The organism is Nocardioides jensenii JCM 1364 = NBRC 14755, from assembly GCF_001552535.1.
In the GTDB taxonomy this organism is placed as follows: domain Bacteria; phylum Actinomycetota; class Actinomycetes; order Propionibacteriales; family Nocardioidaceae; genus Nocardioides; species Nocardioides jensenii.
This window is the reverse complement of sequence record NZ_BCRJ01000073.1, coordinates 44481-65635: the sequence shown is the minus strand read 5'-3', so window position 1 is coordinate 65635 and position 21155 is coordinate 44481. Positions and strand designations below refer to the sequence as shown.

Sequence of the window (21155 nt, the reverse complement as noted above, 5' to 3'; positions counted from 1 at the left end):
AGAGAGATCAGGGTTGTTCCCGATGGTGCGCGGGCGACTCAGGCGTCAGGCTTGGTGACATGAACGAGAACCCCACCACCGACGGCACCGAGGCGCCGTACGGCCCCCAGCCCGAGAACGATCAGGGCCCGCGAGTCAGCGGCGAGCAGATGCGCGACCTCTCCGCACTGCGCCGCAGCACCTGGGACAAGCACGTCGCGGGCGTCGCCGGTGGCCTGGGCCGACACTTCGACGTCGACCCGGTGATCATCCGGGTCGCGTTCGTGGTGCTGACGTTCTTCGGTGGTGCCGGCCTGATCATCTACGTCGCGTGCTGGCTGCTGGTCCCCGAGGACACCGGTCAGCGCGCCACCGTCCACCTCGATGCCCGTTCGCGCAACGTGGCCCTGCTCGGGGTCGGCGTCCTGGCCGGGCTCGCGCTGATCGGTGACGCCTGGGGGCCGGGGTGGTTCCCGTGGCCACTGTTCGTGATCGGACTCATCGCCTGGGTGGTCCTCGCTCGGCGCGACCGCAACCGGTCCGCGACGTGGCGTGAGACCGGCAACGGGCACTGGGTCGGCCCGGCGCCGACGCCGGGCGCCGACACGGCCGCCGGGCACTGGGTCGGCACCACCCACGCGCCGGGCCGCGGCCCCGTGCCGCCGGCTCCTCCGATGGCCCCGATGCCTCCTCTCCTGCCGCGCAACCCGCGCAAGCGCGGACCGATCCTGTTCTGGTTCACCCTGGCCCTGATCGCCGTCTCGTGCGGCGTGCTGGGCATCTTCGACCTGGCCGGTGCCGGCATCACCGACTCGGCCTACCCCGCCCTCGCTCTCGGCGTGATCGCCGTGATGCTGCTGGTGGGTGCGTTCTACGGGAGGGCCGGCGGGCTGATCTTCCTGGGTCTCGTGACCGCCGTGGTGCTGGCCGGAAGCACGATCGCGGCCCGCTGGGAAGGCAGTGACATCGACGCGACCCCTGCCTCGGCGAGTGCGCTGAAGTCGTCGTACGACATGGAGGCCGGCGAGATGGACATCGACCTCACCCAGATCCGCGACCTCGATGCCCTCGACGGACGCACCATCGACCTCGAGGCCGAGGTCGGCAGCATCCAGGTGATCGTGCCGCGCGGACTGCACGTGTCGGTCGACAGCACCGTCGAGATCGGTGAGATCACCTTGTTCGGCGACGGGACCGGTGGGCTCGACCTCGACCTTCAGCGCACCAATCTCGGCGACGCCGACCGACCCCACCTGCACATCAACGCCGACCTCGAGCTCGGCGAAGTGGAGGTGACCGCGCGATGAGCACCTCCGCTGCTGACCCCGGACCACGCCCCGACCCACGCCCTGACCACGGAGGCACCATGACCACCACCCTCGACACGCAGCACGAGTTCGACCCGGGCACCGGCCGTCACCCGGTCAACACCGGCCACCTGGTGATGGGCCTGGTCTTCGCCGGGCTGGTCGGCATCTGGGCCCTGGTCCTCGGCGACATCGTCGAGGGCGACGACGTCCGGTGGCTGCTGCCCGTCCCCTGGGTGGCGGGGGGCGCCATCGGCCTCGCGGCTGCGGCGTACGCCAACGTCCGCTCCCGCCGTACGTCGACCCTGCCCGGATCCGGGTGGCAGGGCGGCGGGGCAAGGGACGCCGACGCGGAGGACACCGACCCGCCTGCTCCGACCACGGCCACGACCACCGACCCGTTCGACGACACCGAACCCACCGAGGAGATCCGATGAACGACTTCGCCCGCAAGCGCCTGGTGCGCAACCGACACGACCAGATGCTCGGAGGGGTGTGCGCCGGAGCCGCTGACTACTTCAACCTCGACGTCAACCTGGTGCGCATCCTCACCGTGGTCGGCGCGCTGTTCAGCTTCGGCACCGTGGCACTGGCCTATGCCGCCGCCTGGTTCCTGATGCCCAGCTCCTGACCCCCACCCGCGGTGGTTCGCGGCACTGTCAGTTGAAGATGGCGTTGGCCCACTCGGGGTGGTCGATGAACGGGTTCCGGTTGTGCTGGAACTGCTCGAAGATCACGTCGTTGCGGTGCTCCTCGAACGCGCTCGGCGGATCCTGGGCGTTCCAGGCCAGGAGCACCGACAACCTGCCCATGTAGGGGTTCGAGCCGTTGTTCACCAGGTCATTCGGCTCCAGGTTCGCGAAACCGTCACCGCCTTCGTAGCGGATCGCCATGTAGAGGATCATCCGGGCGACGTCGCCCTTGACCGCGTCCGGCGGCTCGAACGAGTCGGCGTCCGTGGCGCAGCCGGAGCACTCGCTGACCGTGCCGCCACCGTTGTCGAAGTCCTTGTTGCCGCGCGTCGAGTTCACCGACACGTCGGTGGGCCGCAGGTGGTGGATGTCGGTGCCCGGCCCGGTGGCGGTGCCGAAGTCGCCGTGCGACTTGGCCCAGACGTGCTCACGGTTCCAGTCGTCGGGGTCACCGCCGTTGGTGGACTTGCTCTGCGACCGGCCGGAGTAGAGCAGGATCACGTTGGCGCTGTTGGCGGGGTCCTCGTCGGTGGCCTTCAACGCGTTCCACACCTGGTCGTAGCTGAGCTTGGTCTGCGCCGAGATGATCGTGTGCAGGCTGGTGCGCAGCTCGGTGCCGGTCTTGCCCAGGGCGTCGGCGTAGTAGTCGTCGTGCTCACCGTCACCGGGAGGCGGGTCCGTCGGGTCCTCGGGATCGCCCGGGTCTCCCGGGTCGGAGCCGACCAGGCCGAACCCGGTGGGCGACTTCAACCCCGGGTGGGAGAAGTACGCCGACAGCAGGCCGGTCACGTCGACCTGCTGACCCTTGAGCGAGGGGTTCGACCTGAGCCCCCACTGTGCGCGGAACTCCGCAGGGATCTGCACGTAGAGCATCCGCGAGGTGCTGGTCTCGGTCGCACTGTCGGCGAGAGCCAAGGCGTAGTCGTTCGGATAGCTGCTGGTGACCACGGTGTTCGTGGCCGTGGGTTGACCGACGACGTAACCGCGGACGGTGGCCGACGAGCCGTTCTGGGTGGCGATGCCCTGGCTGACGGTCAGCGGGGTCGCCGCGGTCACCGGAGTCTGGACGAGGGCCACCATGAACGCGATGACGATGAGTGCTGTGCTGGCCAGGACTGTGGTCCTGCGTTTCCCGAGAGTGAGTGTCATGCCAGCACCCTGCACCTTTTTGTCGCCCACGTCACGCGTGGTCGTGGCGCTCACCGCTCGGCCAGCCATTCCTCACGGGCCTCGAACGTGGTGTCGGGCTGGTCGGTGAACACCCCGTCGACGCCGGCGTCGAAGAACGCCTTCGCCTCCGCGATCGAGTCGCCCTTCGCGTTCGGGTCGGTGCCGATGCGGAAGTTCGTGGCCAGGAACTGGTTCTCGTCCCGCAGGGTCCACACGTGCACCACCAGGCCAGCGTCGTGGGCGTCGTCGACCAGTGCGGACCGCTGCCCCGTGGCACCGGCGGAGTCGCGCGGCAGCACCAGGTCCTTGTGCGCGCCCAGCCCGTCGGCGTACGACGCGATGTCGGCCAGGTTCTCCGGTGAGGTCAGGTCGGCGTACGTGCGCGGGTCGCCGGACGCAACCAGGTCGTACGGCGCACCGGAGCCGTCGAGCAGCTGCGCCAACGGGAGCCGGGTCCGGTCGTCGAGATCGCGCAGGTTCGCGGTCTCGAAGGACTGGATGATCACCTCGGCGTTGGGGCGGTCGAGGTGGTGCTCGCGCAGCGTGCGCAGCAGCGGCTCCTCGAGCGAGAGGCCGATCGAGTCGAAGTAGGTGGGGTGCTTGGTCTCGGGGTAGACCCCGATCGTGCGACCGGTGCGCTTCGACTCCTCGCGCACCATCGTCAACACCTCGTCCAGGGTGGGGATCTCGAACCGCCCGTCGTAGCGCGTGTTGTCCGGGCGAACCGCCGGCAGCCGCTCCTCGGCCCGCAGGGTCTTCAGCTCGTCGAGGGTGAAGTCCTCGGTGAACCAGCCGGTGACCGGTTTGCCGTCGATGGTCTTGGTGGTCCTGCGATCCGCGAACTCGGGGTGATCGGCGACGTCGGTCGTCCCACCGATCTCGTTCTCGTGCCGGGCCACCAGCACGCCGTCCTTCGTGGAGACCAGGTCGGGCTCGACGTAGTCGGCGCCCTGCCGGATCGCCAGCCGGTACGACGCCAGCGTGTGCTCGGGCCGGTAGCCGGAGGCCCCGCGGTGACCGACGATGACCGGCTCGGTGGTGCGATCCTTGGTGGCGACCGAGGCAGTCGACGCCGCCGGCGCCGACGTGGAGGCCGAAGCCGGGCCGCCTCCGGGCACCAGCAGGACCGAGGCTGCGAGAGCGATGACAGATGTTCCGAGAATTCGTCTCATGCCGAGGAGCGTCGTGGGCGCAGGTGACGCCGAGTGCCGTCGCCGGTGAACTCCGGGTGACCTCACGCAGGACGTCCTGCGATCTGGCTGTCCCCACCACGGGAGTGCAGGACGTGGTGCTGGGACGTCAGACGGTCTGACTGCCCGCTCGACCGGTTCGCAGGACGTCCGCATCGCGCAGGACGTCGAGAACGATGTCGGGGTGGTCGGTGATCAACCCGTCGACACCGGCGTCGAGGAATGCCTGCGCCTCGGCGGCCAGGTCGCCGGCCGCTCCGGCGAGGCCCTCGCCTCGCAGGTTGATCGGGAGGAAGCGGTTCTCCCGGCGCAGCGTCCACACGTGCACGGTCAGCCACATCCGGTGGGCGTCGCGCACCAGCGTTGACGGCGCGGAGATCGCACCGCGGTCATCGCGCGGGAGCACGAGCGACTTGTGCGCACCGATCCCGTCGGCGTACTCGTCGACCCACGCCAGACCCTCGCGCGTGCACAGGTCGGCGTACGTGCGTGGGTCGTCCGCAGCGACGAGGTCCGCCGGGCGCTGGTCCGCGGCCTCCAGCAGCTGCACGATGGCGACCCGGGTGCGGTGGGCGAGGCGACGCAGGATCGTCGGCTCGAACGACATCACGGTGACCCGTGAGCGCGGGTGGTCCAGGTCGTGGCGGCCCAGGTCGAAGAGCAGCATCTCGTCGAGCGGCAGGCCGATCGAGTCGAAGTAGGCCGCGTGCTTGAGCTCGGCCATCACCCCGATGCTGCGTCCGCCCAGCACCGACTCGGCACCGACCATCGCCAGCACCTCGTTGAACGACGGGATGCCGCAGGCGCCGTCGTACGCCGCACTCTCCGGACGCAACCCCGCCAGTCGTTCGCGTGCGGTCAGCATCTTGAGCTCCGCGAGAGTGAAGTCCTCCACGAACCAGCCGGTCGTGGTGAGGCCGTCGATGGTCCGGGTGGTCTCACGGTCCGCGAACTCCGGATGATCGGCCACGTCGGTGGTGCTGCTGATCTCGCTCTCGTGGCGGGCCACGAGAACACCGTCCTTGGTCGGCACCAGGTCGAGCTCGATGTCGTCGGCGCCCATCCGGATCGCCATCCGGTAGCCCTCGAGCGTGTGCTCGGGCCGATAGCCGCTGGCCCCGCGGTGTGCCACGACGGCCGGCGTCACCACCAGGCTCTGCGTCCTGCGCGACACGGCAAGTTGGGTCACGAGACCAGTGAGACAGACGCCGCGGACGAGACGGTGAAGGCGCGATGAACGAATTGGGTCGGTTTGGCACCATGACGGACATGTCCCTCGACTACCTTCCCGCGCTGGACCGACTCGACCTCGTCGCCGCCCCGGTGGCCACGGCCTTGCGCGGGTGGCCGCACGCCGGCGAGGTGCTGGTCGCCGAGATCGACCCCTCCCTGGCCGACACCGCCGCGATGACCGAGGCCTACGGCACCGACCTGACCGACTCCGCGAACTGCGTGGTGATCAGCGGCAAGCGCTCCGGTGAGGAACGACTGGCCGCGTGCGTCGTGCGCGCGGACACGAAGGCTGACGTGAACAACCTGGTCAAGCGCACCCTCGATGTTCGCAAGTGCTCCTTCCACCCGATGGAGCGCGCGGTCGACGAGACCGGCATGGAGTACGGCGGCATCACTCCGATCGGGCTGCCCGTCGAGTGGCGACTGCTCGTCGACACCCGGGTGCTGGAGATCGAGCGCGCGATCATCGGCACCGGCGTGCGCCGCTCGAAGCTGTTCCTGCCCGGGCGGCTGCTCGCCGAGCTTCCCGGCGCCGAGGTGATCGACGACCTCGGTCGCGCCGCCGTCGGCTGAGCGTGGCGCCCAATCGGCGGTGAGACCGGAAAACCGTTGGCTCCACCCAGGGCGCGAAACGTAGCGTTGGCTGGTGCGCAACCTTCCCCTGGCCGATCCCGGAGTCGCCGATCACCGCTCCCCCGGCCGCTTCCTGTGGTGGATGGCGAAGGGTCAGTGGCACACGTTGGTGCTGGGCATGGTCTTCGGCATCATCTGGATGAGCTGCCAGGCCGTGATGCCGGCAGTCATCGGGCGCGCGATCGACCATGGCATCGCCGACCGCGACCGTGGCGAGCTGGTCACGTGGGCCTCGGTGATGTTCGCGATCGGTCTCCTCCAGGCGGCCTCCGGGATCATCCGACACCGGTTCGCGGTGACCAACTGGCTGACCGCCGCCTACCGCACCGTGCAGCTGATGGGTCGTCAGGTGGCTCGCCTGGGCGGGACGCTCCCGCGCAAGGTCTCCACCGGCGAGGTGGTCGCGATCGGCAACAGCGACATCTCCAACCTCGGCCAGGTGATGGACGTGACCGCGCGCTTCGCGGGTGCGATCGTCTCGTTCGTCCTGGTCTCGGTGATCCTGCTGCAGACCAGCGTCACCCTCGGTTTGGTCGTGCTGGTCGGCGTACCGGCCCTGATGCTGGTGATCGGCCCCCTCCTCTCGCCGCTGCAGAAGCGCAGCGCCCGCCAGCGCCACCTGATGGGCGAGCTGTCCAACACCGCCAGCGACATCGTCGGCGGCCTGCGCGTGCTGCGCGGGGTCGGCGGAGAGTCGGTCTTCCTCGACCGCTACCGCCGCGAGTCGCAACGGACCCGGCGGGCCGGCGTCCAGGTTGCCCGACTGCAGTCGGTCCTCGACGCCCTGCAGGTGCTGCTGCCCGGCATCTTCGTGGTGCTGGTGGTCTGGCTGGGGGCGAGGTACGCCGTCCGCGGCCAGATCTCGGCCGGCGAGCTCGTCGCGTTCTACGGCTACGCCGCGTTCCTGATGATCCCGTTGCGCACGGCCACCGAGTACGCCAACAAGGTCATCCGCGCCCGGGTCTCGGCGGCCCGCGTGTGCCGGGTGCTGGCCCTCGAGCCCGCCGTGGTCGGGGTTCGGGATCCGATGCCCTCACCGCCGACCGGCTCGGGCCTGTACGACGTCCGCACCGGCCTCTCGATCGCGCCGGGTCGTCTCACCGCGATCGTCTCCGACGAACCCGACGCTTCCGCGCACCTGGCCGATCGCCTCGGGCTGCAGAGCCCGGAGCCCGACGACGACGACGTTCGGCTCGGCGAGGTGCCGTTGACCGGACTCGAACCGGATGAGGTGCGTCGCCGCATCGTCGTCAGCGACACCGGCAGCGCGCTGTTCTCCGGGCGCCTGGGCGATCACCTGAACGTGCGGGGCCGCCCGGACCACGACGTGGCCAGGGCACTGCACACGGCCAGCGCGGAGGACGTGCTCGACGCGCTCGAGGGCGGCATCGACGGTGAGGTCGCCGAGCGGGGCCGGTCGTTCTCCGGCGGCCAACGCCAGCGCCTGGTGCTGGCGCGGGCCCTGCTGGTCGACCCCGAGATCCTGGTGCTGGTCGAGCCGACCAGCGCGGTCGACGCGCACACCGAGTCCCGCATCGCGGCGCGGTTGCGCAGTGCCCGGGTCGGGCGCACGACGGTGGTGACCACGTCGAGCCCGCTGATGCTCGACGCGGTCGACGCGGTGGCGTTCCTCGAGGAGGGCCGGATCGTCGCGACCGGGACGCACCGCGAGCTGCTCGAGACGTGCTCGGCCTACCGCCGCACGGTGACCCGCGAGGTCGAGATGGACACGGACGAGGGTGTGGAGGTGACCCGATGAAGCAGGTGCTGCCGGTCGCCGGGAGCCGTGAGGTCCGCGCCTACGCGGTGCGGATGGCGCGCAGCCATCCCCGGATGCTCTGGGCCGCCGTCGGCCTGCACGCGCTCGCCGCGGTGGCCGCACTGGCCGCGCCACGGCTGCTCGGCCAGCTGGTCGAGGCCGTCGAGGAGGGCACCTCGATCGGCCACGTCGACCGGGTTGCGATGCTGCTCGCCGGGTTCCTGGTGGTGCAGACGGTCCTGACCCGCTATGCCCGCTATGTCTCCCAGGCCCTGGGCGAGGAGGTGCTGGCCGAGCTGCGGGAGGACTTCGTCGCCAACACCCTGGCCCTGCCCGTGGGCGTGGTCGAGTCGGCCGGATCGGGCGACCTGCTCACCCGCACCTCGCGCGACGTCGACCAGCTGGGCTGGTCGGTGCGGTGGGCAATGCCGGAGTGGACCATTGCCGTGGTCACCGCGATCCTCACCTTCGCGGCGGCGCTGTCCGTCGGTTGGTGGGTGGCCCTGCCCGCCCTGATCGGCGTGCCCATCCTGGTGATCGGCCTGCGCTGGTATCTCGCCCGCGCCAAGGACGGTTACCTGCGCGAGAATGCGTCGTACTCCCAGATCTCGGCGACCCTGACCGAGAACACCGAGGGCGCCCGCACGATCGAGGCACTCGGCCTCGGACCAGAGCGGATCGCCGCCCTCGACGACGACTGCCGGGCGTCCTTCGAGGCCGAGAAGTACACGTTGCACCTGCGCACCGTGTTCTTCCCGAGCATGGAGCTTGCCTACCTGCTGCCGACAGTCGCCACACTGCTGTTCGGCGGGTGGCTCTACACGCAGGGCCATGCGTCGCTGGGTGAAGTCACGGCGGCCACGCTCTACGTGCAGATGTTGATCGACCCGGTCGACCGGATCGTCTCGATCCTTGACGAGCTGCAGGTGGGGGGCGCGTCGCTGGCCAGGCTGCTCGGAGTGGCCCAGGTGCCCGACGACCGTGAGGCCACCGGAGCACAGCCGCAGGGCGAGAGGCTCGACGCCCGCGACGTGCACTTCTCCTACGTTGAAGGGCGCGACGTGCTGCACGGCATCGACCTCTCGGTCGGCGTCGGCGAGCGGATCGCGATGGTCGGCCCGTCGGGTGCCGGCAAGTCGACCCTGGGCCGACTGCTCGCCGGCATCCACCCACCGCGTGCGGGATCGGTGACCGTCGGTGGTGTCGGCCTGACCGAGCTGCCGCTCGACGACCTGCGCGGGCACGTCGCCCTGGTCACCCAGGAGCACCACGTCTTCGTCGGCACGATCCGGGAGAACCTCGCGCTGGCCGCGCCGCACGAGGCCGGCGACGACGAGATCTGGGCCTCCCTGGCCGCAGTCGATGCCGAGGCATGGGTGCGGGCGTTCCCGAACGGCCTGCTCGAGGTGGTCGGGTCCGGGGGGCGCACGCTGACTGCTGCCCAGGCCCAGCAGGTGGCCCTGGCGCGGCTGGTGCTGGCCGATCCGCACACGTTGGTGCTCGACGAGGCGACGTCGTTGATCGACCCGCGGGCCGCGCGTCACCTCGAGCGGTCACTGGCCGCCGTACTCCACGGGCGCACGGTGATCGCGATCGCGCACCGACTCTTCTCCGCCCACGACGCCGACCGGGTCGCGGTCTGCGAGGACGGCACGATCACCGAGTTCGGCTCCCACGACGAGCTGGTCGCCGCCGGCGGTTCCTACGCCGCCCTCTGGGCCTCCTGGAACGGCACCCCGCACACCTGAGTGCGCTCAGAGGCCGGAGATGCTGATCCCCGAGCGCACCTTGTACTTCTTGTTGATCGAGATCAGCACGGCGGTCAACGGTTCGAGCTGACGGGCCAGGCGCAGCTTGCCCGCGTCGATCCCGATGCGCGAGGTGACGGCTCGGGCCAGCTCCTGGGCGGTCTCCTTCGACTCGGTCGAGTCGCCGCAGACCAGGACGTCCTCGTGGTCGAGGTACTCGTCCTGCGACCACAGCGACGCCGCGGCCACGTGGTGGAAGGCGCCGACGACCGAGGCGGTCGGCACGATCGCGGCCGCGGCCTCGGCGGCCGAGCGCTCGACGTCGAGCCCGTAGGGACCGCCCTTGTCGAAGCCGAGCGGGTTCACGCACGAGATGACGGTCTTGCCGGCGAGCTGATCGGCGAGCGCCTCGACCAGCTCGTCGTGGCCGTCGAACGGCACCGCGAGCAGCACCACGTCGGCCGCGGCCGCGGCCTCGGCGTTCGCGGCACCCGAGACGACCGGCGAACCGCCCTCCCCGGCAATGCGCTCGGCGATCTCGGCGGCGACCGGCTCGGCCTTCTCCGCGGCGCGAGAGCCGATGACGACCTCGTGACCGTGCTTGGCGAAGCGGTAGGCGAGGCCCTTGCCCTGGGGGCCGGTGCCGCCGATCACGGCGATGCGGAAGGTCGTCATGTGCAGGAGTCTCCTGGAGCTCGAGGTCGAATGTGGCACGGAACCCTTGCTACCGTGACACCATTACTGTCACAGTTGCACCGCGCAGTCACAGGCTACCCACTGTTGAGACCCCCGAAGGATCGTGTCCCATGAAGCTCTCCATGCCCCTGATGTACGCCGGCAACCCGCGCGAGGCCGCCGACCAGGTGGCCGACCTCGAGAAGGCCGGCCTCGACACCGTGTGGATCGCCGAGGTCTACGGCTTCGACTCCCCGACCCTGATGGGCTACCTGGCGGCGAAGACGGAGACGATCGAGATCGCGGCCGGAATCCTCAACATCTACTCGCGCACACCGGGTCTGCTGGCGATGACCGCCGCCGGCCTCGACAACGTCAGCAACGGGCGCGCGGTCCTGGGTCTCGGCGCCTCCGGTCCCCAGGTGATCGAGGGCTGGCACGGCCTTCCCTACGACAAGCCGATCGGCCGCACGCGTGAGGTCATCGACATCGTGCGGATGGCCCTGCGCCGTGAGCAGGTCGAGCACGACGGCATCATCAAGCTGCCCCTCCCCAAGGACCAGGGCCTGGGCCTCGGCAAGCCGCTCAAGCTCCTCAACAAGCCCGAGCGCAACGCCGTACCCATCTACCTGGCGGCCCTGGGCGCCAAGAACGTCGAGCTGGCAGCCGAGAAGGCCGACGGCTGGCTGCCGTTCATCTTCGCCCCCGAGAAGGCCAACGACACCTGGGGCGACGCGCTGGCCAAGGGCTCGGCCAAGCGCTCGGCCGACCTGGCACCGCTCGAGATCTCCGGCGGCGGCATGTGCGCCATCGGCGACGACGTCAAGGGCCTGCTCGACTTCGCCCGGCCCATGCTCGCGCTCTACATCGGCGGCATGGGTGCCCGCGGCAAGAACTTCTACAACCAGCTGGTCAGCGACTACGGCTACGAGGCCGAGGCCAGGCAGATCCAGGATCTCTACCTCAGCGGCAAGAAGAAGGAGGCCGAGGCCGCGGTGCCCCTCGAGCTCCTCGAGATGGTCAACCTGGTCGGCCCCAAGGGCTACGTCAAGGAACGTGTCGAGGCCTTCCGCGAGGCCGGCGTCACCAACCTGCAGATCATGCCGGCCGCCGACGACGCGGCCGCCCTGGTCCGCGAGATGAAGGAGCTCGTCGGATGACCCGCGAGATCTTCGAGGCCGAGCACGAGGACTTCCGGCAGACCGCGCGCACCTTCTTCGAGAAGGAGGTCGTGCCCGACCACGGCCAGTGGGAGAAGGACGGCATCGTTCCCCGCGACCTGTGGCTCAAGGCCGGCGAGGCCGGGTTGCTCTGCTTCGACGTCGACGAGGCGTACGGCGGCCCCGGGGTCGCCGACTTCCGCTACAACGTGGTGCTCTCGGAGGAGCAGAGCCGGGCCGGTGTCAGCGGCCCCGGCTTCTCGGTGCACTCCGACATCATCGTTCCCTACATCTCGAGCCTGGCCACCGACGAGCAGAAGCAGCGCTGGCTGCCCGGCTGCGTCTCCGGCGAGATCATCACGGCGATCGCGATGACCGAGCCCGGCGCCGGCAGCGACCTGCAGGGCATCCGCACCACCGCGATCGACAAGGGCGATCACTACGTCGTGAACGGCTCGAAGACGTTCATCTCCAACGGCATCAACGCCGACCTGGTGATCGTGGTGGCTCGCACCGACCCGGAGGCCGGGCACAAGGGCATCAGCCTGCTCGTGGTCGAGCGCGGCATGGAGGGCTTCGAACGCGGCCGTAACCTCGACAAGATCGGCCTGCACGCCCAGGACACGGCCGAGCTGAGCTTCACCGACGTGATGGTGCCCAAGGAGAACCTCCTCGGCAAGGAGGGCGACGGCTTCATCTCGTTGATGATGAACCTCCCCCAGGAGCGCCTGATCATCGCCGCCCAGGCCGCTGCCGTGTGCGACCTGATGGTCGAGCTCTGCCTCGACTACGCCAAGACCCGGGAGGCGTTCGGCCGTCCGATCGGCAAGTTCCAGAACACCCGTTTCACGATCGCCGAGATGGCGACCGAGGCGCGCATCACGCGCGTCTTCGTCGACGACTGCATCACCAAGCACAACCGTGGGGAGCTCGACGCGACCGGTGCCTCGATGGCGAAGTACTGGGCCACCGAGCTGCAGAACAAGCTGGTCAACCAGGCGGTGCAGCTGCACGGCGGCTACGGCTACATGATGGAGTACCCGGTCGCCCGGGCCTATCTCGACAGTCGCATCTCCACGATCTACGGCGGCACCACCGAGATCCAGAAGGAGATCATCGGCCGTTCCCTGGGCCTGTGACTCCAGCCGCGAACGGGAGCGGCCCCGGGTAGCTCGTCGTACGCATGAATGGGACACCCTGCACCGACGTACGCCCCGGGAAGTAGCCTCGACCTCGTGAGTGTCACCCCGCAGCAGATCCGTCGCGCCCTGGCCCGAGTCGAGCGCGGAGCGGCGCTCGACGAAGCCGAAGCCACCGCACTGCTTGCCGCCACCGGCGAGCAGCTCGACGCCTTGTGCACGGCGGCCGCGCGGGTTCGTGATGCCGGGCTGGTGGCGGCCGGCCGACCTGGTGTGGTGACCTACTCGCCGAAGGTCTTCATCCCGGTCACCCGGCTCTGCCGCGACCGGTGTCACTACTGCACGTTCGTGGAGACGCCCGGGCAGGCGGCGCGGGAGGGCCGCGAGCCGTACCTCTCCCCCGACGAGATCCTCGAGATCGCCGCCGAGGGCGCGAAACTGGGCTGCCTCGAGGCGCTGTTCACCCTCGGTGACCGGCCAGAGGACCGCTGGCCCGAGGCTCGCGAGTGGCTCGACTCCCGTGGCTACGACTCGACGATCGCCTACATCCGGGCGATGGCGGTCCGGGTGCTGGAGGAGACCGGCCTGCTGCCGCACCTCAACCCCGGGGTCATGTCGTGGGAGGAGCTGAACCGCCTCAAGCCGGTCTCCCCGTCGATGGGGATGATGCTCGAGACCACCTCGCGTCGCCTCTTCGAGACCAAGGGCGAGGCCCACCACGGCTCCCCCGACAAGGACCCCGAGGTCCGGCTGCGGGTGCTCGAGGACGCCGGGCGTCTCTCGATCCCGTTCACCTCGGGGCTGCTGGTCGGCATCGGCGAGACGCTGGAGGAGCGGGCGAACACGATCTTCGCGCTGCGCGCCAACGCGCGCCGCTACGGTGCCTTGCAGGAGGTCATCGTGCAGAACTTCCGGGCCAAGCCCGACACCGCGATGCGGCACACCGACGACCTCGACCTCGACGAGTACCGCGCTGCGATCGCGGTCACCCGGATCGTGCTCGGCCCGAAGATGCGCGTCCAGGCCCCGCCGAACCTCGTGTCACTCGAGGAGTGCACCGCGCTGCTGGGCGCCGGTGTCGACGACTGGGGCGGCGTCTCCCCGCTGACCCCCGACCATGTGAACCCTGAGCGCCCCTGGCCCTCCCTGGACCGACTGCGTGACCTCACCGCAGCGTCCGGCCTCGAGCTGAAGCCGCGGCTCACGGTCCACCCCGAGTACGTCGTCCAGGGCGAGCCGTGGCTGGACCCTCGGGTCTCCGGCCACGTCGCGGCCCTCGCGGACGACGACGGGCTCGCCACTGTCGGCGTACGACCCGAGGGCCTGCCGTGGCAGGAGCCCGACGGCGGCTTCGCAGTCGTCGGTGAAGGCAAGGGCCGCACCGACCTCCACGCCTCGATCGACACCGAGGGTCGCACCCACGACCGACGTGCAGACTTCGACACCGTCTACGGCTCCTGGGACGAGGTCGGCTCCGACGCCGCCGACGTGGCCGACGTGGCGGATCAGGACCGGCCCTCCGTGCCTGCGGGCCGGGATGGGTCTGCGGCACTCGCGGCGGCGGAGGCCGATCCGGGCAACCTGAGTGACGAGCATGCGCTGACGCTGATGACGGCCGAGGGGCCGTTGCTCGACGAAGTCATCAAGCTGGCCGACGCGCTCCGCCGCGAGGTCGTGGGTGACGAGGTCACCTACGTGGTGAACCGCAACATCAACTTCACCAACGTCTGCTACGTCGGCTGCCGGTTCTGCGCGTTCGCCCAACGGCGCACCGACGCCGACGCCTACTCCCTCTCCCTGGACCAGGTCGCCGACCGCGCCGAAGAAGCCTGGAACCTGGGCGCCTCCGAGGTCTGCATGCAGGGAGGCATCGACCCCGAGCTGCCCGGCTCGGCCTACTTCGGCCTTGCCGCCGCGGTGAAGAAACGGGTGCCCGGCATGCACGTGCACGCATTCAGCCCGATGGAGATCGTCAACGGGTCCTCACGCACCGGGTTGTCGTTCGAGGACTTCCTGATCAAGGCCCGCGAGGCGGGGCTCGACACCATCCCCGGCACGGCCGCGGAGATCCTCGACGACGAGGTCCGCTGGATCCTCACCAAGGGCAAGCTGCCCACCAGCACCTGGATCGAGATCGTCTCCACCGCGCACAAGGTGGGCATCCGGTCGTCCTCGACGATGATGTACGGCCACGTCGACAACCCACGCCACTGGGTGCAGCACCTGCGCGTGCTCTCCCGGATCCAGGACGAGACCGGTGGTTTCACCGAGTTCGTGCCGCTGCCGTTCGTGCACACGTCCTCACCGATCTACCTCGCCGGCGTGGCCCGCCCCGGACCGACCCTGCGCGACAACCTCGCCGTGCACGCAATGGCCCGGATCATGCTGCACGGGCGCATCGACAACATCCAGACCTCCTGGGTCAAGCTCGGCACCGAGGGCACCCGCGCCATGCTCAACGCCGGCGCCAACGACCTCGGCGGCACCCTGATGGAGGAGACCATCTCCCGGATGGCCGGCTCCGAGCACGGCTCCGCCAAGACCGTCGGGGAACTGGTCGAGATCGGTGCCGGCATCGACCGCCCGGTCCGCGAGCGCACCACCTTGTACGGCGTACCCATCAAGCGCACCTAGTCAGGAGCAGGCTCGAGGTCCACCCGGATGGTCAGCAGGTCGGTGCCGACGAGTCGCACCAGCGCACTGTTGATCCTGGGCAACTCCTTGAGCCGGGCTCGAGGATCGTCGTCATCGAGAATGACCGCCACCCCGGTTCGCCAGACGCCTGCGAGCTGGACACGGACCTGCGGATCCACAGCGAGGTTGCGCACGTAGTGGGAGCGGCGGCCGAACTCCGAGACGATCCAGAACGTGTTGCCGTCGAGCCTGCCACCGACCGGGGTCGGGCGTGGCAGGCCACTGGTCCGACCGATCGTCTCCAGCACCGCTTCACCGCGCAGGTGGGGCGCCAGGCGACGGGCGATCGGATTCGCCAGCCGACGTTGCACCGGCAGGATGATCGACTCCCACGTTCGAGACACGTTGGCCATGCCGCCCACGGTAGGGCGGTGCACGCCTCGACGCATCCGCCTGTGGTCGGAGAAACCGCGCCTCGCTGACCGCTCGCCGTCCCTGCTCAGCGGCGTACGTCGACCCAGACCAGGCGGTGGTCGGACGTCGGGAACGGGTAGGCGCCGGTGAGCCGGTGGAGCGGGTCGGTGGTGGTCGGCCAGAAGACCGCGGAGTCGAGGATCCGCAGGCCCTTCGACGGCAGCACGTAGTCGGCACGGATGTTGCCGGGGGTGCTGTCGGCGAAGTCGGCCGTGTCGTACGCCGGGTCGGAGACCTGCGCCTCGTTGGCGCCGCCCTGCAGCTCGGACGCCTCGACCGCGCCCTCTGAGGTCGGCGTGGAGGACGTGTTCACCCGGCGGTTGTCGAGCAGCTGGTCGGTGGCGCCCGCCAGTGAGTCGCCGTCGCGCGGGTCGGAGTTGAGGTCACCGGCGATCACGAACTGCCCTTGCCGGTCGAGGCCGCCGCGGTGGCCCTCGTCGTCGCGGATGTACGACGCGGTGCGGCCGCCGCTGACGTAGTCGGCCCAGAACCGGATCTCGTCGGCATTGCGCAGACCGTTGCGGTCCTCGGCACCGTCGAACACCGGCGGCGTCGGGTGGCTGACCAGGAAGTGCACGGTGCGCCGCCCGATGCGGATCGGCAGGTCCCAGTGCGACTTCGACGAGAGCGGCAGGACGGCCAGCTCGTCGGCCGAGTAGAAGTCACCCGGCGCCGGTGTCGCGGTGTCGTCGGGGAGCCGGGCCCCCGGCATGTCCCTCCAGAGGAAGTGCTGGAAGGTGCGCGCGTGACCGGCGTCGATGGGGTACTTCGAGTAGACGACCATGCCGTACTGCCCCTCGAACTCGCCGAAGCCGAGGGCGTCGTTGCCGCCGCCGGCGGTGCCGCTGTTGTCGAGGTCGAAGCCACTGGGCACACCGGTGTTCGACGGCGCCACGTAGGAGTAGGGGTAGTGCGCCGGGTCGGCGCCGTTCTGCCCGACCTCCAGGTAGTTGTCGCGGAACAGGTCCACGGCCTCGGGGGCGTAGTCGAACTCGTTGACCAGCACGACGTCCGGCGCCGCCCGCTGGATGGTCTCGGCGACGTTGCGGGCCTGCTGGTTGTCGGGTGTCGAGAGGTCGGCGACCAGTTGACCGGGGGCAGCCCGGTTCAGGGAGGCGTTGAAGGTGGCGAACCGCACCGACCGGTCAGGGCCTTCGCCGTGACCATGACCCCGCTCGGGTCCAGCCTGGGCCGGTCCTCCGGTGAGTGCCGGGGTCATCGCCAGCGCGGCGATCAGGGCTGTTGGGACGAGCCACGGGGCGGGCAGGCGGCGCACGGGAACCTCCGGGTGGGTGGGCGAGCCTTCACGGTAGATCCATGCGCCGCCCCTGCCCACCCTGCCGGGTGAATCCTGCGTGAACGTGGTCTCGACCAGACGGTGTCAGGAGGGCGCGGTGGCGGAGACGTACTGCGCGACTCCGTGGAGCTCCTGGGTGACCTCGGTGAACCCGGCACCGCGCAGGCGCCCGGTGAAATCGTCGGCGTGGAACATTCGCAGGCCGGTCACCCCGAGCACGCGAGACTGCACCGGCCGCACCAGGCGGTACGGCGACTCGCGGCTGGTCATCAACGAGATGCGCCCGCCCGGGCGGAGGACGCGCAGCATCTCCTCGAACGCCGCGAACGGGTCCGGGATCAGGTAGAGCGCGGCATAGCAGTTGACCGCGTCGAAGGCGTCGTCCGGGAACGGCTGGTTCGTCGCGTCGCCGAAGAGGTACGCCGCCCGCTCGTGCGCGTTCGTCGTACGAGCCCGTTCGAGCATGGGAGCCGACATGTCGATGCCGACGGCCAGGCCGGAGGGAGCCACCGCGCGAGCGAAGGCACGGGTGAAGAGCCCCGGCCCACAGGCCACGTCGAGCACGGTGTCGCCCGGCCTGAGGTGCAGGGCACGGACGGTCAGCGACCGTTCGTTGCGCAGGTGGTCGAGGTCGAAACCCATGAACGCCCAGCCGAGCAGGGGTCGGTAGGCCTTCTCGTAGACCGGCGCGAGGAGCGGGTTGCGCATGAGGCGTTGCGCCCAGCGGTCGCCCACGCTCAGGGCTCCCACACGACTTCGACCTCGAAGCCCTCCGAGCTCTCCACGTAGAGCGCCACGTGCTCGTCACCGCCGGCGTGCGGATAGCGGTCGGCGTACAGCTCGTGCCAGCCGTGGGCGCTGGACTCGGCCCGCATCCGGTCGAGCAGGGGGCGCTCGTCGGTGAGCAGAGCAAGGTGGTTGAGGCCGGGTCGCAGCCGGTCGTGGGGCTCGTCGACCTGGTCGGCCGAGCGCTCCAGGAAGAAGTGCGTGCCGTCCGGATGGGCCCAGGAACACGCACTGCCCGTCGCGGTGTCGATCTCCCAGCCGAGCTCACCCAGCAGCCAGCCCCACTCTCCCTCGGCGACGGCCAGATCGGCGACCCACAGGTCCAGGTGGTGCACGGCGCGAGACATGCTCACAACCTAGCGAGTTCTCATCCACAAGCGGAACGTGAAACACTGTCCGGGTTCAGGAGGGGAGTATTCCTTCGCAGTGGTGTCGTCACCACGACAGAGCAATCTGTCCGGTGCCACTGGTTCGGCTCACGTCGAGCGGAAGAGACCTCCGGAGTCCATGTCCGGCTGTCGCATCCCCAAGTGCTGCAGCGTCACGCCACTCCGGAGGAGATTTCCTTGGGTGCAATCATCGGCGATTCCGTCGCCAGCCCACTGATCTGGGCCATCACGATCGCCATCGCCGTCCTTGTCTTCACCGTCGACCTGGCCATCATCGGCCGTCGACCGCACGAGCCCTCCATGAAGGAGGTCAGCACCCATCTCGCGATCTTCGTGAGCATGGCGATCATCTTCGGCATCTGCCTGTTCATCTTCGCCGAGCCGCACGAGCTCTCCCCCGACCCGGGGCTGGAGTTCTTCTCGGGCTGGTTGCTGGAGTACTCACTCTCCATCGACAACCTGTTCATCTTCATCATCATCATGGCCAACTTCAACGTGCCGCGTGAGTACCAGCAGAAGGTGCTGATGATCGGCATCGTGCTGGCGCTGATCATGCGCGCGATCTTCATCGTGCTCGGCGCGGCCGCCATCAACCAGTACAGCTGGGTCTTCTACGTCTTCGGCCTGTTCCTGGTCTGGACGGCGTACAAGCTGGCCAAGGAAGGCGCCGAGGACGAGGACGACGAGTACGAGGAGAACCGCCTCGTGAAGTTCGCGGAGAGTCACCTGCCGGCGACCAGCGAGTGGAACGGCACGAAGTTCTTCTCGATCGAGAACGGCAAGCGCCTGATCACGCCGATGTTCCTCGTCGTGCTCACCCTTGGTACGACGGACCTGCTGTTCGCGCTGGACTCGATCCCCGCGATCTACGGCGTCACCAAGGACCCGTACCTCGTGTTCACCGCGAACGTGTTCGCGCTGATGGGCCTTCGCCAGCTCTACTTCCTCATCGGCGGGCTGCTGCAGCGCCTGATCTACCTGTCCTACGGCCTGGCGTTCCTGCTGCTGTTCATCGGCGTGAAGCTCGTGCTGCACGCCATGCACGAGAACGAGCTGCCGTTCATCAACGGTGGCGAGCACATCACGTGGGCGCCCGACGTGCCGATCTGGCTCTCGCTGGTGGTCATCATCGGCACCCTGGCGATCACCGCGATCGCCAGCCTGGCGGTCTCCCGCACCATGTCCGACGAAGAGACCGATGCCCGCACCGGTCCGCGTCGCGACTGGGAGAACGACTGACCTGACGAGGTTGAGGGCTCAGGTGGCTGCCATGGCAGCGATCTGAGCCCTCAGCTCAGGTCAGGAGGTCCTGGTAGTCGGGGTGCTTCTCGATCCAGCTCTTGATGAAGGGGCACAGCGGTACGACGCGCAGCCCGCCCTCGGCGCGCACGGCGTCGAGCGCCTGTCGCGCCAATGCACCGCCGACGCCCTGTCCCTCGAGGGAGACCTCGGTGTGGGTGAAGGTGATGTGGTCGGACGCGCGGCGGTATTCCGCGAAGCCGGCCAACTGGCCCTCGACGTGTGCCTCGAAGCGGTTCTGGTCCTTGTTGTCCTGCACCTCGACTGTCATGCCCGCCATCCTGACAGACGCGACCTGAGGGTTCTTGGGAGGCGAGGGCTGTCAGCGCAGACCGTCGAACCAGCCCGGGTCGGTGACCAGTTGCGCGAGCTCGTCTCGGTTGAGCACCGGATTCTCCCGAGTCACCGGCCCGCCCATCGCCGGGTCGGTGCCGTTGTAGGCGACCACGGTGACCGACGTGCCGTCGCGACCGAGATAGAACCCCCGCGTTCCTTCGAGGTCGGGGTTGACGCCGAGCACGTCGGGTGTGCTGGGCGCGATCAGCACCCACCCGTCGTCTGTCTCGGAGCAGTCAGCCAACTCCGCGCACCTTGTGGCCCAGGTGGTGAGCAGCGGGTCATCGGGGTCCTTGGCGACAATGGCCTGGACGGTTGCCTGGCCGGTGCCGTCGAGCGGATCGAAGTCGACGGTGGGGCCATAGATGGTGCCCGCGGGCAGCCCCGCAGGCACCGTGGCCAGCAGTTGTCTCTGCAGTCGCTCGAGCTTGGGTGGCAGGGCAGCTGGCGCCTGCGCCGACTTCGGCTTCACGACTGAGGCGGCCACATCCTTGTCCGGGTCCGACGCCTTGTCCCCGAACGGGCCGAGCGTCGCCGTGGTGGTCACCACCGCGGCCACCGCGACGGCACCGGCCAGCACCGAGAGCCGCTTCCGACCTTCCCGACGCTGCCCTCGGCGTACCCCACCGGCGACAAGCTCCTGGGTGCCGTGGACACCACGTGTCGCCCGTTCCAGCAGGTCCGTCATCTCGTGGTCATTCATGGAGCCCACTCCTGCTCGTGATCAGAAAGTCCGGTCCGAGAATCTCTCGAACCCTCGCGAGAGCGCGCGAGCTGCGACTGCGCACGGCCTGCTCCGACAGGTTCAGGTCGCGTGCGACCGTCCGGCAGTCGAGGCCGACCAGATGGCGCTGCACCACGATCACCCGGTCGGTCGGCGACAGCTGTCGCAGCGCCGCGACCAATGTGTGTCGCAGCGCGACATCCGTGTCGAGGCTGACCTGGTCCGGGATGTCGGCGGTCGGACGCTCGCTCGAGGATCGCTTGCGGGTCGTGCTGATGAACAGCCGCACCAGCATGGTGCGGGCGTAGGCCACCGGGTTCTCCGCGTCACGCACCTTCGGCCACCGGCCGTAGATGCGAGCGAAGGTGTCCTGCACGAGGTCCTCGGCGAGAAACCGGTCACCACACATCAGAAAGGCTGCCCGGAGCAGTTCGCCCGAGGTCGCCTGCGCGAAGTCTTCGAACTGCGCCCGATCGCCCTGCCGCATGAGGTCCCCACCTTGTTTCGGCTGCTACGTCACTCTCTCACTCA

General features: G+C 69.3%; 21 protein-coding genes. 10 read left to right on the top strand and 11 right to left on the bottom strand.

From position 1 onward, the window contains the following. The first annotated feature begins 59 nt into the window (after positions 1-59). The 3 genes from NJ4_RS16235 to NJ4_RS16225 are packed head-to-tail and all read left to right on the top strand — an operon-like array spanning position 60 to position 1917. Positions 60-1286, top strand: coding sequence for a PspC domain-containing protein (locus tag NJ4_RS16235; protein ID WP_067437476.1), 1227 nt, complete (start codon positions 60-62; stop codon positions 1284-1286). A 59-nt stretch (positions 1287-1345) separates the two neighbouring features. Continuing rightward, complete coding sequence (locus NJ4_RS16230) at positions 1346-1723, top strand: hypothetical protein (protein ID WP_067437474.1); 378 nt, start codon at positions 1346-1348, stop codon at positions 1721-1723. Next, positions 1720-1917, top strand: coding sequence for a PspC domain-containing protein (locus NJ4_RS16225; RefSeq protein ID WP_067437472.1), 198 nt, complete (start codon positions 1720-1722; stop codon positions 1915-1917). Before NJ4_RS16230 ends, NJ4_RS16225 begins: the two co-directional genes overlap by 4 nt. Before the next feature lie 28 nt (positions 1918-1945). On the opposite strand, the gene NJ4_RS16220 is transcribed toward NJ4_RS16225, so the two are convergent. The 3 genes from NJ4_RS16220 to NJ4_RS16210 all read right to left on the bottom strand — a co-directional run bounded on the left by NJ4_RS16220 (position 1946) and on the right by NJ4_RS16210 (position 5527). After that, a complete protein-coding gene (locus NJ4_RS16220) occupies positions 1946-3127 on the bottom strand; it encodes an endonuclease (RefSeq protein WP_067437494.1) in 1182 nt (393 codons plus the stop codon). 50 nt (positions 3128-3177) lie between these two features. After that, on the bottom strand, positions 3178-4320 hold the full coding sequence (locus tag NJ4_RS16215) for a glycerophosphodiester phosphodiesterase (RefSeq protein WP_067437470.1): 1143 nt from the start codon (positions 4318-4320) through the stop codon (positions 3178-3180). A gap of 127 nt (positions 4321-4447) precedes the next feature. Next, positions 4448-5527, bottom strand: coding sequence for a glycerophosphodiester phosphodiesterase family protein (locus NJ4_RS16210; RefSeq protein ID WP_245644595.1), 1080 nt, complete (start codon positions 5525-5527; stop codon positions 4448-4450). Positions 5528-5607: 80 nt separating this feature from the next. Here NJ4_RS16210 and NJ4_RS16205 point away from each other — a divergent pair, with 80 nt between their 5' ends. The 3 genes from NJ4_RS16205 to NJ4_RS16195 all read left to right on the top strand — a co-directional run bounded on the left by NJ4_RS16205 (position 5608) and on the right by NJ4_RS16195 (position 9711). Then, positions 5608-6144, top strand: coding sequence for a YbaK/EbsC family protein (locus NJ4_RS16205; RefSeq protein WP_407668072.1), 537 nt, complete (start codon positions 5608-5610; stop codon positions 6142-6144). Positions 6145-6217: 73 nt separating this feature from the next. After that, complete coding sequence (locus NJ4_RS16200) at positions 6218-7963, top strand: ABC transporter ATP-binding protein (RefSeq protein ID WP_067437463.1); 1746 nt, start codon at positions 6218-6220, stop codon at positions 7961-7963. After that, a complete protein-coding gene (locus tag NJ4_RS16195; protein ID WP_067437460.1) occupies positions 7960-9711 on the top strand; it encodes an ABC transporter ATP-binding protein in 1752 nt (583 codons plus the stop codon). Before NJ4_RS16200 ends, NJ4_RS16195 begins: the two co-directional genes overlap by 4 nt. Positions 9712-9717: 6 nt before the next feature. On the opposite strand, the gene npdG is transcribed toward NJ4_RS16195, so the two are convergent. After that, a complete protein-coding gene (gene npdG, locus NJ4_RS16190) occupies positions 9718-10386 on the bottom strand; it encodes an NADPH-dependent F420 reductase (protein ID WP_067437458.1) in 669 nt (222 codons plus the stop codon). A 131-nt stretch (positions 10387-10517) separates the two neighbouring features. On the opposite strand from npdG, the gene NJ4_RS16185 reads away from it, so the two are divergent. The 3 genes from NJ4_RS16185 to NJ4_RS16175 all read left to right on the top strand — a co-directional run bounded on the left by NJ4_RS16185 (position 10518) and on the right by NJ4_RS16175 (position 15319). Then, entirely contained in the window at positions 10518-11546 is a 1029-nt protein-coding gene (locus tag NJ4_RS16185; protein WP_067437456.1) for an LLM class F420-dependent oxidoreductase, read from the top strand. Further along, positions 11543-12685, top strand: coding sequence for an acyl-CoA dehydrogenase family protein (locus tag NJ4_RS16180; protein WP_067437454.1), 1143 nt, complete (start codon positions 11543-11545; stop codon positions 12683-12685). The genes NJ4_RS16185 and NJ4_RS16180 overlap by 4 nt, the downstream gene beginning before the upstream one ends. A gap of 96 nt (positions 12686-12781) precedes the next feature. After that, a complete protein-coding gene (locus tag NJ4_RS16175) occupies positions 12782-15319 on the top strand; it encodes a bifunctional FO biosynthesis protein CofGH (RefSeq protein WP_281178333.1) in 2538 nt (845 codons plus the stop codon). On the opposite strand, the gene NJ4_RS16170 is transcribed toward NJ4_RS16175, so the two are convergent. The 4 genes from NJ4_RS16170 to NJ4_RS16155 form a co-directional block, all read right to left on the bottom strand. Beyond that, complete coding sequence (locus NJ4_RS16170) at positions 15316-15732, bottom strand: nitroreductase/quinone reductase family protein (RefSeq protein ID WP_067437452.1); 417 nt, start codon at positions 15730-15732, stop codon at positions 15316-15318. The two genes, NJ4_RS16175 and NJ4_RS16170, sit on opposite strands and share 4 nt — an antisense overlap. An 86-nt stretch (positions 15733-15818) precedes the next feature. Then, positions 15819-17069: an endonuclease/exonuclease/phosphatase family protein gene (locus tag NJ4_RS16165; protein WP_067437450.1), complete on the bottom strand. Its 1251-nt coding sequence runs from the start codon at positions 17067-17069 to the stop codon at positions 15819-15821. 105 nt (positions 17070-17174) lie between these two features. After that, positions 17175-17825 (bottom strand): methyltransferase domain-containing protein, encoded by a 651-nt coding sequence (locus NJ4_RS16160; protein ID WP_157551170.1) that lies wholly within the window; start codon positions 17823-17825, stop codon positions 17175-17177. 2 nt (positions 17826-17827) lie between these two features. Beyond that, complete coding sequence (locus tag NJ4_RS16155) at positions 17828-18223, bottom strand: VOC family protein (protein WP_067437446.1); 396 nt, start codon at positions 18221-18223, stop codon at positions 17828-17830. Between the two features lie 219 nt (positions 18224-18442). Here NJ4_RS16155 and NJ4_RS16150 point away from each other — a divergent pair, with 219 nt between their 5' ends. After that, entirely contained in the window at positions 18443-19504 is a 1062-nt protein-coding gene (locus NJ4_RS16150; RefSeq protein ID WP_174524613.1) for a TerC family protein, read from the top strand. A gap of 55 nt (positions 19505-19559) precedes the next feature. On the opposite strand, the gene NJ4_RS16145 is transcribed toward NJ4_RS16150, so the two are convergent. The 3 genes from NJ4_RS16145 to NJ4_RS16135 are packed head-to-tail and all read right to left on the bottom strand — an operon-like array spanning position 19560 to position 21111. Next, complete coding sequence (locus NJ4_RS16145; protein WP_067437443.1) at positions 19560-19835, bottom strand: GNAT family N-acetyltransferase; 276 nt, start codon at positions 19833-19835, stop codon at positions 19560-19562. A gap of 51 nt (positions 19836-19886) precedes the next feature. After that, the gene (locus NJ4_RS16140) at positions 19887-20603 is read right to left on the bottom strand and encodes a hypothetical protein (protein WP_157551169.1); all 717 of its coding nucleotides are present in this window, start codon (positions 20601-20603) and stop codon (positions 19887-19889) included. Continuing rightward, entirely contained in the window at positions 20596-21111 is a 516-nt protein-coding gene (locus NJ4_RS16135; RefSeq protein ID WP_067437439.1) for a SigE family RNA polymerase sigma factor, read from the bottom strand. Before NJ4_RS16135 ends, NJ4_RS16140 begins: the two co-directional genes overlap by 8 nt. Between the last annotated feature and the right edge of the window lie 44 nt (positions 21112-21155).